Here is a 12,093-nt window from a genome sequence, read left to right as displayed (position 1 = left end):
AATAAATAAGATTGTTGCAATTACAGGACCACCAAAAGATTCGATTAACCCTAATATACTAGGATTTAGAATGGTAACGCTCCATAGCGTGAGAAAGAAGGAAAAGTGCGGTTAGATAATTTAATTTTTTGTGGCTTAGATGTTTATGCGGCATGATCTTTTGTATTAAGCCGATTAAGCCCTCTTGCACCCAAATAATGCCCAAAGAAGGAACTTGTAATAGCAAGAAATGCGACTAGTGGACCTAAGTAGGAAATATAAGGGTTATGAAATTTGTTTGCGAGAAAAGATAGGATACTAATATTTGGTTTTTAGCTTGACTAAGTTCAGTAGGCGTTAAACTTAATACACAGCTAAATACAAAAAACATAACAAAAATAAGTAATAGTGTTGAGGCCAACTTTAATGTATGGCTGGCATGTTTTTCTGTCGTGTCAGGATGATTGTATTGGCGTTGTTGAGATTGAGTAAAAGAAGAAATTGCTGGTGAATGATTAAAAGAAAACACTAATACAGGTAATGTAATCCATAATGTACTGAGACACTGATTCAATGTTGGTAATTCAGTTATCATCGCTATATTCCATTTCGGTATAAGATATATTGATAAAGCAAACAAAATAAATACAAGTGGATAAACAAGAAACTCTGTAATTTTAAGCATAGTTTTCTCGCTCAGTAGCATGACTCCAATTAATGAGGCAATCAGAATAAGAGAAAGTAATGCTCGGTTAGGCGGCATAACAGCCATTTGGTGAACAAGAAAAGTATCTACTGTATTTGTAATACCGTTACCATAGATTAATAATATTGGGAAAATTGCTAAAAAATAGAGAAAAGTGATGAGTTTTCCTGCTGATTTACCAAAATATTCTTCTACAACCTCAGTTATATTACTTCCCTTTTTTGAGGAGCAAAGGATGAAACGTGTCAGCCCCAAGTGCGCAAAGTAAGTCATAGGTCCAACAATAAGTGCTATGATAATAAGGGGCCAAAAGCCACTTTGACCAGCATTAATTGGGAGAAATAAGACTCCCGCGCCAACTGCTGTACCAAATAAATTGAGTGCCCAAAGGAGATTAAATTTGTTCCATTTTACATCAGACTTCTTTGTCATATACAACTCCATAGAAAATAGGAAAATAACCAGTAAGGACTTGTTAGTGAGTAGAGTGATATATAGTAAAGAGATTGAATAATAAATTCAAAAGGAGAGATGCGTTAAATGGAGAAAATATGATTTAGATCGTTTTTTTATATGCTGTTTGCTTAAAAAATAATAGATAAATAATGTAAAATTTAATTTAAAACAGTATATTTCTCTATGGAATATGAGGTTGAATAGTGATTTATCATTTATTCAGCCTTTAATTTTAAGCACATTTTGCTAAAACCTAAAGTGCCATCATCAATAGCTTCCCTTTTGACACCAATAATTTCAGCAATTTTTTCCCCTTGTTTGAAGAAGACAAAACCACCATATTCCATTTTTGTCCAGGTTTCGTCTTTAGTCAGTGGGAAAGTCGTGATAATCGTGACAAGATCGCCTTCTTTAGCATAGTCATTGAAATCAATAATCCCATCATCATCAACACGTTGGGCTTTACCAAAGGGTGCTTTTCGAGTCAGGTAATGGAGATTTGTTGAACAATGTGCAATCATCCACTCACCATTAGATAAGATAAAATTGAACGTACCGCCTGTCGAAATAGTATGTGTGATTTGTTGTAACGCATCAAATAACTCATCTTCTGTAGGCTTGATTTTAAAACGAGTTTTTAATTCACTTACCATGTAACAAAAAGCCGCCTCAGAATCTGTACTACCAATAGGTTGGTATAATGAATTGTTTAAATCAAATTTTGTAGTTAAGTTACCATTATGTGCAAATACCCAGTTTTGTCCCCATAACTCACGGATAAAAGGATGTGTATTTTCAATATTAACTTCGCCTTGTGTAGCTTTACGAATATGGGCAATAACATTGAGTGATTTAATATGATATTGTTTAACGCAATCTGCGATAGGAGAAGAGTGTGCCGCATTATTATCGCGAAAAACACGTACTCCTTTCCCTTCAAAAAATGCGATGCCAAATCCATCAGAATGACAATCTGTTAAGCCTGCTCTACGACGAAACCCCTCAAAAGAAAAAACAATATCCGTGGGTGTATTACAATTCATTCCTAATAATTGACACATAAAAACAATATCTAAAATAACCTTATAATTTGCACAGATTTAACACTATAATCTAAAAATTTTCAATATAAAAAATAAAAAGAAATTAGATAAAAAAGTTATAAGCTATAGTGAACTAATTACAGATTTAAGTTGGTACATTCGCCGATTTTATTGCCTGTTTTAATTGAATAAATGTCACAATCATTTGCAAAAGTGATATTACCTTGAAATTGAGATTTAATTACTTGTTCTGTCTGTGTTTTGACCTGTTCAGTACGTCGCATTAAATGGCTAAGTACGAGATTTTTTATATTACTATTATGTGCGATTCGAGCAATTTCAGATGGACGCATATGAAGTTTTTGTGCCACATTGTCTTGACTTGTTTCGGGTATCGCATTGTGTGCAATAAACAAATCGGCATCTTTTGTAATCAGATCTAAAGTACGACCTAGATTACTTGTATCACCTGAAAAAACAACTGAACAACCTGCTTTTTCAATCCGCCATGCAAGTGCAGGGAGTAGCCCATGTTCAGTCCCCACTGCTTTAATATCAAATCCATCAATAGTCGTATGAAAAATGGTTGGTTGTTGCTTATTGGCATCGACCGAAGTAGGTATGATTTGATAGCTTTCCTCACCAGTTAGAAAGTCAGCAAGATAAGCATAGGCTCCTTTTTCACCTAATAGGCGACTGAGAAAATCCACTGTATCTGGAATAAATTCATTGCCTGTTGGACCGTAAATGAGGAGATCTTGTTTTCGTTCAGAAAAAAAGACGATTTAATAAGTGTAGGTAGATCGTTAATATGATCAACATGAAAATGAGTGACTAAAATAGCTTGTAAATCCTCTATTTTTGCGTTGGTTTGCGCAAAACGTTGTAATGCGCCTGAACCCAGATCAATGATAAACTTTGCTTGACCATTTTCACGTAGTAAATAACTTGCTGAAGCTCGGGGCTGTAGTGGTTGGCTTGATCTGAAAAGTGCGATTTCAGGTCCACCTGAGCCTAAAATTACAACATCTAAATTCGAATTTGTGCAACTTGTTCCCTGTGCAGTAAAAGCACACACTAATAAGAAAAGTGAAATCGCTTTTTTCCAATAGTACATCATGTTGTTTCACCTAAATATAATTCATTTTTAATTGAGGAAAATATACAAAACTTTTATGAGAAATGACCGCACTTCCATTGATATTTCAAACTTTGGAAAACAACAATTTTGTTAAAGTGCGGTGAGTTTTTGAGAAGTTTTATTTGGTCAAATAATCTAATACAACTTGGTGGTGATTTGAGGTTTTAAATTGAGTAAAAACTTGTTCTATTTTACCTTTTTCATCGATCAAAAAGCTGATGCGGTGAATACCATGATACGTTTTGCCTAAAAATGTCTTTCTCCCCATACGCCAAATTGCTCTGCCACTTGATGATCTTGATCAGCAAGCAAAAGAAAATTAAGTGCCTTCTTATCAGTAAATTTAGCCAGTTTTTCAGGTGAGTCAGGGCTAATCCCTAAAATGACTACACCTAATTTTTCCAATTCTGTCTTACTATCACGTAAGCCGCAGGCTTGAGTATTACAACCTGGTGTAAGTGCCTTAGGATAGAAATAAATGAGCACTTTTTTACCAGCAAATTGTGCTAGAGAAATTGGCTCATTATATTGATTTAAAAGCGTGAATTGTGGTGCAGAAGCTCCAATTTGTAAGATTTTTCATCAAAATCTCCCTATGAAAAATAAGTTTAGATAAAAAAATTTCAAAAATGACTTGCAAATTAAGACTATTTTAGCGATCTTAAACTACAATTTACAAGCAAACTCAACAAAACAAACAATAGAATGAATATCATTCAAAATGAAAACTAGTTTCAAATTTATAAATATGCTCAGGAGGCGTTATGTTAGCAAATAATTATTTATTCTCAGGTAGCATTGTTGCAATTGTGACACCCATGGACAACTCTGGTGAGATTGACTTTGTAGCACTGAAAAATTTAGTCGAGCATCACATTAATGCGGGTACTGATGCGATTGTTTCGGTGGGGACGACAGGTGAGGCGGCTACATTAAGTATTGATGAGAATGTCAAAACAATTTTAAAAACAGTTGAATTTGCCGATGGGCGTATTCCGATTATTGCAGGTGCAGGCGCGAACGCGACAAGTGAAGCAATTGTAATGACAAAACTCTTAAATGATAGTGGTGTCGCGGGCTGCCTTTCTGTCGTACCTTATTACAATAAGCCAACACAAGAAGGAATGTATCAACATTTTAAAGCAATTGCAGAATGTACAGATTTACCTCAAATCCTATATAACGTCCCTGGACGTACTGGCAGCGATTTATTGCCTGAGACTGTAGGACGCTTATCACAAATTAAAAATATTGTTGGTATCAAAGAGGCAACAGGTGATTTAACTCGTGTTGCAAAGATTAAAGAACTTGCTGGAGAGGACTTTATTTTCTTAAGTGGTGATGATGCAACAGGTCTTGAATCAATGAAATTAGGTGGACAAGGTGTGATCTCTGTCACAAACAATGTTGCTGCAGCTGATATGGCAAAAATGTGTCATTTAGCATTAGCTGGTAAATTTGATGAGGCTGAAGTGATTAATCAACGTCTCATGGCGTTACATACAGATCTTTTTGTTGAATCTAATCCTATTCCTGTTAAATGGGCTGCATATCGTTTAGGCTTGATTGAAACACCAACCTTACGTTTGCCTTTAACTACATTAAGTGAATCTTTGCAACCTAAAGTTGAAAATGCATTGAAAATAGCGGGATTAATTTAATTCACCGATTAGTTTAGGGTCTGTATTATAAGACCCTAAACTTTTTTATCATTTCACTGTCAAAGTGCGGTAATTTAAAAATTAAAATGAAGGAAAAATTTTATGAAAAAGTGGTTATTCCCTTTTGCACTTATTACTACACTTGCAGCTTGTTCTGCAAGCAATGAAAGTAAACAACAAGCTAATGATACCTATCAAAATTCAGATGATGCACTACCTGCATTTATGCCTTTAGCTACTGGTGGTGTGAATTTACCGAAACAAGATACCACTTATCAACTTCCTCAGATTAAAGTAAAAAAAGCACAACACATTGATATCCGTCCACCTGAAAACCCATTAGCGATTATTCAAAACTCAATTGCTCAATTTGATGGTGAACGAGCACTTATTGCCTATCCTGAAGACAAACAACAAGTATATAGTCTAGTACAAGTTCAGCGTTTATTAAAGAGCAAGGTGTAGAGTATAAGTTAGATGGTAATAAAATTATAACGGATTGGACAACAACTGGCGGAGTGATGATATTGGCAAAACACAAATTCGTTATGAAATCGAGCAAGTCAGCTCAGGTGGTTATAGTGCACTCTTTATTTCCGTGTTACAAATGAAGCGTGATGATGTAATTTTTACTCCTAATATGGTAGATAAACAGCGTTATAGTTCAGATCGTTTAAATCAATTAGTCGGCGAATTAAATTCAGCCTATCAAAAACAAGAACAATCGTTGAGTAATACTAATTTAGCACCTATTCAATCGAGCTTTGCGACTGACAGTAACGGCCGAGAGGCTTTAGTGTTAGCAGCACCTTTTAATCAAGCTTGGGCAAAGCTAGGTCAAGTGTTGCCACAGCTTGAATTTAGTATTAAAGATGAAGTAGCTGGTCGTGGTTCTCGAGAATTAAGATACAGTCCTGTAGGGGCGAAAAGTTGGTGGTGGCCATTTGGTAGTTCAGAAACAAGCACTGGTTTAGATAAAGGGACTTATTTTATGCAGTTATCACAGAAAAAAAGTGCATTGTGATAACGAAGATTAAAGCTTGTGCTGAGCACAAGCTTTACATTTCGTCCGTCATCACAATGCACTTGTTCCTAGGCATTAACTGCATAAAATAAGTCCTTTATCTAAACCAGTGCTTGTTTCTGAACTACCAAATGGCCACCACCAACTTTTCGCCCCTACAGGACTGTATCTTAATTCTCGAGAACCACGACCAGCTACTTCATCTTTAATACTAAATTCAAGCTGTGGCAACACTTGACCTAGCTTTGCCCAAGCTTGATTAAAAGGTGCTGCTAACACTAAAGCCTCTCGGCCGTTACTGTCAGTCGCAAAGCTCGATTGAATAGGTGCTAAATTAGTATTACTCAACGATTGTTCTTGTTTTTGATAGGCTGAATTTAATTCGCCGACTAATTGATTTAAACGATCTGAACTATAACGCTGTTTATCTACCATATTAGGAGTAAAAATTACATCATCACGCTTCATTTGTAACACGGAAATAAAGAGTGCACTATAACCACCTGAGCTGACTTGCTCGATTTCATAACGAATTTGTGTTTTGCCAATATCATCACTCCGCCCAGTTGTTGTCCAATCCGTTATAATTTTATTACCATCTAACTTATACTCTACACCTTGCTCTTTTAATAAACGCTGAACTTGTACTAGACTATATACTTGTTGTTTGTCTTCAGGATAGGCAATAAGTGCTCGTTCACCATCAAATTGAGCAATTGAGTTTTGAATAATCGCTAATGGGTTTTCAGGTGGACGGATATCAATGTGTTGTGCTTTTTTTACTTTAATCTGAGGAAGTTGATAAGTGGTATCTTGTTTCGGTAAATTCACACCACCAGTAGCTAAAGGCATAAATGCAGGTAGTGCATCATCTGAATTTTGATAGGTATCATTAGCTTGTTGTTTACTTTCATTGCTTGCAGAACAAGCTGCAAGTGTAGTAATAAGTGCAAAAGGGAATAACCACTTTTTCATAAAATTTTTCCTTCATTTTAATTTTTAAATTACCGCACTTTGACAGTGAAATGATAAAAAAGTTTAGGGTCTTATAATACAGACCCTAAACTAATCGGTGAATTAAATTAATCCCGCTATTTTCAATGCATTTTCAACTTTAGGTTGCAAAGATTCACTTAATGTAGTTAAAGGCAAACGTAAGGTTGGTGTTTCAATCAAGCCTAAACGATATGCAGCCCATTTAACAGGAATAGGATTAGATTCAACAAAAAGATCTGTATGTAACGCCATGAGACGTTGATTAATCACTTCAGCCTCATCAAATTTACCAGCTAATGCTAAATGACACATTTTTGCCATATCAGCTGCAGCAACATTGTTTGTGACAGAGATCACACCTTGTCCACCTAATTTCATTGATTCAAGACCTGTTGCATCATCACCACTTAAGAAAATAAAGTCCTCTCCAGCAAGTTCTTTAATCTTTGCAACACGAGTTAAATCACCTGTTGCCTCTTTGATACCAACAATATTTTTAATTTGTGATAAGCGTCCTACAGTCTCAGGCAATAAATCGCTGCCAGTACGTCCAGGGACGTTATATAGGATTTGAGGTAAATCTGTACATTCTGCAATTGCTTTAAAATGTTGATACATTCCTTCTTGTGTTGGCTTATTGTAATAAGGTACGACAGAAAGGCAGCCCGCGACACCACTATCATTTAAGAGTTTTGTCATTACAATTGCTTCACTTGTCGCGTTCGCGCCTGCACCTGCAATAATCGGAATACGCCCATCGGCAAATTCAACTGTTTTTAAAATTGTTTTGACATTCTCATCAATACTTAATGTAGCCGCCTCACCTGTCGTCCCCACCGAAACAATCGCATCAGTACCCGCATTAATGTGATGCTCGACTAAATTTTTCAGTGCTACAAAGTCAATCTCACCAGAGTTGTCCATGGGTGTCACAATTGCAACAATGCTACCTGAGAATAAATAATTATTTGCTAACATAACGCCTCCTGAGCATATTTATAAATTTGAAACTAGTTTTCATTTTGAATGATATTCATTCTATTGTTTGTTTTGTTGAGTTTGCTTGTAAATTGTAGTTTAAGATCGCTAAAATAGTCTTAATTTGCAAGTCATTTTTGAAATTTTTTATCTAAACTTATTTTTCATAGGGAGATTTTGATGAAAATCTTACAAATTGGAGCTTCTGCACCACAATTCACGCTTTTAAATCAATATAATGAGCCAATTTCTCTAGCACAATTTGCTGGTAAAAAAGTGCTCATTTATTTCTATCCTAAGGCACTTACACCAGGTTGTAATACTCAAGCCTGCGGCTTACGTGATAGTAAGACAGAATTGGAAAAAATTAGGTGTAGTCATTTTAGGGATTAGCCCTGACTCACCTGAAAAACTGGCTAAATTTACTGATAAGAAGGCACTTAATTTTCTTTTGCTTGCTGATCAAGATCATCAAGTGGCAGAGCAATTTGGCGTATGGGGAGAAAAGACATTTTTAGGCAAAACGTATCATGGTATTCACCGCATCAGCTTTTTGATCGATGAAAAAGGTAAAATAGAACAAGTTTTTACTCAATTTAAAACCTCAAATCACCACCAAGTTGTATTAGATTATTTGACCAAATAAACTTCTCAAAAACTCACCGCACTTTAACAAAATTGTTGTTTTCCAAAGTTTGAAATATCAATGGAAGTGCGGTCATTTCTCATAAAGTTTTGTATAATATTTCTCCTCAATTAAAAATGAATTATATTTAGGTGAAACAACATGATGTACTATTGGAAAAAAGCGATTTCACTTTTCTTATTAGTGTGTGCTTTTACTGCACAGGGAACAAGTTGCACAAATTCGAATTTAGATGTTGTAATTTTAGGCTCAGGTGGACCTGAAATCGCACTTTTCAGATCAAGCCAACCACTACAGCCCCGAGCTTCAGCAAGTTATTTACTACGTGAAAATGGTCAAGCAAAGTTTATCATTGATCTGGGTTCAGGCGCATTACAACGTTTTGCGCAAACCAACGCAAAAATAGAGGATTTACAAGCTATTTTAGTCACTCATTTTCATGTTGATCATATTAACGATCTACCTACACTTATTAAATCGTCTTTTTTTCTGAACGAAAACAAGATCTCCTCATTTACGGTCCAACAGGCAATGAATTTATTCCAGATACAGTGGATTTTCTCAGTCGCCTATTAGGTGAAAAAGGAGCCTATGCTTATCTTGCTGACTTTCTAACTGGTGAGGAAAGCTATCAAATCATACCTACTTCGGTCGATGCCAATAAGCAACAACCAACCATTTTTCATACGACTATTGATGGATTTGATATTAAAGCAGTGGGGACTGAACATGGGCTACTCCCTGCACTTGCATGGCGGATTGAAAAAGCAGGTTGTTCAGTTGTTTTTTCAGGTGATACAAGTAATCTAGGTCGTACTTTAGATCTGATTACAAAAGATGCCGATTTGTTTATTGCACACAATGCGATACCCGAAACAAGTCAAGACAATGTGGCACAAAAACTTCATATGCGTCCATCTGAAATTGCTCGAATCGCACATAATAGTAATATAAAAAATCTCGTACTTAGCCATTTAATGCGACGTACTGAACAGGTCAAAACACAGACAGAACAAGTAATTAAATCTCAATTTCAAGGTAATATCACTTTTGCAAATGATTGTGACATTTATTCAATTAAAACAGGCAATAAAATCGGCGAATGTACCAACTTAAATCTGTAATTAGTTCACTATAGCTTATAACTTTTTTATCTAATTTCTTTTTATTTTTTATATTGAAAATTTTTAGATTATAGTGTTAAATCTGTGCAAATTATAAGGTTATTTTAGATATTGTTTTTATGTGTCAATTATTAGGAATGAATTGTAATACACCCACGGATATTGTTTTTTCTTTTGAGGGGTTTCGTCGTAGAGCAGGCTTAACAGATTGTCATTCTGATGGATTTGGCATCGCATTTTTTGAAGGGAAAGGAGTACGTGTTTTTTCGCGATAATAATGCGGCACACTCTTCTCCTATCGCAGATTGCGTTAAACAATATCATATTAAATCACTCAATGTTATTGCCCATATTCGTAAAGCTACACAAGGCGAAGTTAATATTGAAAATACACATCCTTTTATCCGTGAGTTATGGGGACAAAACTGGGTATTTGCACATAATGGTAACTTAACTACAAAATTTGATTTAAACAATTCATTATACCAACCTATTGGTAGTACAGATTCTGAGGCGGCTTTTTGTTACATGGTAAGTGAATTAAAAACTCGTTTAAAATCAAGCCTACAGAAGATGAGTTATTTGATGCGTTACAACAAATCACACATACTATTTCGACAGGCGGTACGTTCAATTTTATCTTATCTAATGGTGAGTGGATGATTGCACATTGTTCAACAAATCTCCATTACCTGACTCGAAAAGCACCCTTTGGTAAAGCCCAACGTGTTGATGATGATGGGATTATTGATTTCAATGACTATGCTAAAGAAGGCGATCTTGTCACGATTATCACGACTTTCCCACTGACTAAAGACGAAACCTGGACAAAAATGGAATATGGTGGTTTTGTCTTCTTCAAACAAGGGGAAAAAATTGCTGAAATTATTGGTGTCAAAAGGGAAGCTATTGATGATGGCACTTTAGGTTTAGCAAAATGTGCTTAAAATTAAAGGCTGAATAAATGATAAATCACTATTCAACCTCATATTCCATAGAGAAATATACTGTTTAAATTAAATTTTACATTATTTATCTATTATTTTTAAGCAAACAGCATATAAAAAAACGATCTAAATCATATTTTCTCCATTTAACGCATCTCTCCTTTTGAATTTATTATTCAATCTCTTTACTATATATCACTCTACTCACTAACAAGTCCTTACTGGTTATTTTCCTATTTTCTATGGAGTTGTATATGACAAAGAAGTCTGATGTAAAATGGAACAAATTTAATCTCCTTTGGGCACTCAATTTATTTGGTACAGCAGTTGGCGCGGGAGTCTTATTTCTCCCAATTAATGCTGGTCAAAGTGGCTTTTGGCCCCTTATTATCATAGCACTTATTGTTGGACCTATGACTTACTTTGCGCACTTGGGGCTGACACGTTTCATCCTTTGCTCCTCAAAAAAGGGAAGTAATATAACTGAGGTTGTAGAAGAATATTTTTGGTAAATCAGCAGGAAAACTCATCACTTTTCTCTATTTTTTAGCAATTTTCCCAATATTATTAATCTATGGTAACGGTATTACAAATACAGTAGATACTTTTCTTGTTCACCAAATGGCTGTTATGCCGCCTAACCGAGCATTACTTTCTCTTATTCTGATTGCCTCATTAATTGGAGTCATGCTACTGAGCGAGAAAACTATGCTTAAAATTACAGAGTTTCTTGTTTATCCACTTGTATTTATTTTGTTTGCTTTATCAATATATCTTATACCGAAATGGAATATAGCGATGATAACTGAATTACCAACATTGAATCAGTGTCTCAGTACATTATGGATTACATTACCTGTATTAGTGTTTTCTTTTAATCATTCACCAGCAATTTCTTCTTTTACTCAATCTCAACAACGCCAATACAATCATCCTGACACGACAGAAAAACATGCCAGCCATACATTAAAGTTGGCCTCAACACTATTACTTATTTTTGTTATGTTTTTTGTATTTAGCTGTGTATTAAGTTTAACGCCTACTGAACTTAGTCAAGCTAAAAACCAAAATATTAGTATCCTATCTTTTCTCGCAAACAAATTTCATAACCCTTATATTTCCTACTTAGGTCCACTAGTCGCATTTCTTGCTATTACAAGTTCCTTCTTTGGGCATTATTTGGGTGCAAAAGAGGCTTAATCGGCTTAATACAAAAGATCATGCCGCATAAACATCTAAGCCACAAAAAATTAAATTATCTAACCGCACTTTTCTTCTTTTCTCACGCTATGGAGCGTTACCATTCTAAATCCTAGTATATTAGGGTTAATCGAATCTTTTGGTGGTCCTGTAATTGCAACAATCTTATTTATTATGCCGATGTATGCAATA

General features: G+C 35.1%; 9 protein-coding genes and 6 pseudogenes. 8 read left to right on the top strand and 7 right to left on the bottom strand.

The genetic code is table 11. The annotated features are described in order from the left end of the window. The 5 genes and pseudogenes from DYE19_RS11195 to bcp (DYE19_RS11180) all read right to left on the bottom strand — a co-directional run. Positions 1-1,117 (bottom strand): annotated as a pseudogene (locus DYE19_RS11195) (aromatic amino acid transport family protein); the annotation flags it as partial. Between the two features lie 239 nt (positions 1,118-1,356). After that, entirely contained in the window at positions 1,357-2,202 is an 846-nt protein-coding gene (locus DYE19_RS11190; protein ID WP_115323618.1) for a class II glutamine amidotransferase, read from the bottom strand. Positions 2,203-2,321: 119 nt separating this feature from the next. Beyond that, the gene (locus tag DYE19_RS11515; protein ID WP_255313164.1) at positions 2,322-2,894 is read right to left on the bottom strand and encodes an MBL fold metallo-hydrolase; all 573 of its coding nucleotides are present in this window, start codon (positions 2,892-2,894) and stop codon (positions 2,322-2,324) included. Then, the gene (locus DYE19_RS11510) at positions 2,870-3,304 is read right to left on the bottom strand and encodes an MBL fold metallo-hydrolase (protein ID WP_255313165.1); all 435 of its coding nucleotides are present in this window, start codon (positions 3,302-3,304) and stop codon (positions 2,870-2,872) included. The genes DYE19_RS11515 and DYE19_RS11510 overlap by 25 nt, the downstream gene beginning before the upstream one ends. 139 nt (positions 3,305-3,443) lie before the next feature. Next, positions 3,444-3,901, bottom strand: a pseudogene (bcp, locus tag DYE19_RS11180) (thioredoxin-dependent thiol peroxidase). A 188-nt stretch (positions 3,902-4,089) separates the two neighbouring features. Between bcp (DYE19_RS11180) and dapA (DYE19_RS11175) the strand changes: the two are divergent. The 3 genes from dapA (DYE19_RS11175) to bamC (DYE19_RS11625) all read left to right on the top strand — a co-directional run bounded on the left by dapA (DYE19_RS11175) (position 4,090) and on the right by bamC (DYE19_RS11625) (position 6,010). Further along, positions 4,090-4,986, top strand: a complete 897-nt coding sequence (dapA, locus tag DYE19_RS11175) for a 4-hydroxy-tetrahydrodipicolinate synthase (RefSeq protein WP_115323028.1) — start codon at positions 4,090-4,092, stop codon at positions 4,984-4,986. Between the two features lie 102 nt (positions 4,987-5,088). Then, positions 5,089-5,451 (top strand): NlpB/DapX family lipoprotein, encoded by a 363-nt coding sequence (locus DYE19_RS11630; protein ID WP_255313168.1) that lies wholly within the window; start codon positions 5,089-5,091, stop codon positions 5,449-5,451. Between the two features lie 34 nt (positions 5,452-5,485). Next, positions 5,486-6,010: an NlpB/DapX family lipoprotein gene (gene bamC, locus DYE19_RS11625; RefSeq protein WP_255313167.1), complete on the top strand. Its 525-nt coding sequence runs from the start codon at positions 5,486-5,488 to the stop codon at positions 6,008-6,010. A gap of 40 nt (positions 6,011-6,050) precedes the next feature. Here the strand turns inward: bamC (DYE19_RS11625) and bamC (DYE19_RS11165) are convergent. Together bamC (DYE19_RS11165) and dapA (DYE19_RS11160) are read right to left on the bottom strand one after the other, a co-directional pair. Next, positions 6,051-6,985 (bottom strand): annotated as a pseudogene (bamC, locus tag DYE19_RS11165) (NlpB/DapX family lipoprotein); the annotation flags it as partial. A 102-nt stretch (positions 6,986-7,087) separates the two neighbouring features. Further along, on the bottom strand, positions 7,088-7,984 hold the full coding sequence (gene dapA, locus DYE19_RS11160) for a 4-hydroxy-tetrahydrodipicolinate synthase (protein ID WP_115323028.1): 897 nt from the start codon (positions 7,982-7,984) through the stop codon (positions 7,088-7,090). 180 nt (positions 7,985-8,164) lie between these two features. Here dapA (DYE19_RS11160) and bcp (DYE19_RS11155) point away from each other — a divergent pair. From bcp (DYE19_RS11155) to DYE19_RS11140, 5 genes and pseudogenes are all read left to right on the top strand, one after another. Next, positions 8,165-8,630 (top strand): annotated as a pseudogene (gene bcp / locus DYE19_RS11155) (thioredoxin-dependent thiol peroxidase). 141 nt (positions 8,631-8,771) lie between these two features. Beyond that, positions 8,772-9,206, top strand: a complete 435-nt coding sequence (locus tag DYE19_RS11495; protein ID WP_255313165.1) for an MBL fold metallo-hydrolase — start codon at positions 8,772-8,774, stop codon at positions 9,204-9,206. Next, positions 9,182-9,754: an MBL fold metallo-hydrolase gene (locus tag DYE19_RS11490; protein ID WP_255313164.1), complete on the top strand. Its 573-nt coding sequence runs from the start codon at positions 9,182-9,184 to the stop codon at positions 9,752-9,754. Before DYE19_RS11495 ends, DYE19_RS11490 begins: the two co-directional genes overlap by 25 nt. Positions 9,755-9,873: 119 nt before the next feature. Then, a pseudogene (locus DYE19_RS11145) lies at positions 9,874-10,701 on the top strand (class II glutamine amidotransferase). Between the two features lie 254 nt (positions 10,702-10,955). After that, a pseudogene (locus DYE19_RS11140) lies at positions 10,956-12,093 on the top strand (aromatic amino acid transport family protein); the annotation flags it as partial.

The organism is Pasteurella canis, assembly GCF_900454865.1.
GTDB lineage: Bacteria > Pseudomonadota > Gammaproteobacteria > Enterobacterales > Pasteurellaceae > Pasteurella > Pasteurella canis.
This window is presented reverse-complemented; position numbering and strand designations above follow the sequence as displayed.

Excerpts from the sequence above, each read along its gene's own strand:
- dapA (WP_115323028.1), bottom strand. The coding sequence starts at position 7,984 with ATGTTAGCAAATAATTATTTATTCTCAGGTAGCATTGTTGCAATTGTG.
- DYE19_RS11190 (WP_115323618.1), bottom strand. The coding sequence starts at position 2,202 with ATGTGTCAATTATTAGGAATGAATTGTAATACACCCACGGATATTGTT.
- DYE19_RS11510 (WP_255313165.1), bottom strand. The coding sequence starts at position 3,304 with ATGATGTACTATTGGAAAAAAGCGATTTCACTTTTCTTATTAGTGTGT.
- DYE19_RS11495 (WP_255313165.1), top strand. The coding sequence starts at position 8,772 with ATGATGTACTATTGGAAAAAAGCGATTTCACTTTTCTTATTAGTGTGT.
- dapA (WP_115323028.1), top strand. The coding sequence starts at position 4,090 with ATGTTAGCAAATAATTATTTATTCTCAGGTAGCATTGTTGCAATTGTG.
- DYE19_RS11630 (WP_255313168.1), top strand. The coding sequence starts at position 5,089 with ATGAAAAAGTGGTTATTCCCTTTTGCACTTATTACTACACTTGCAGCT.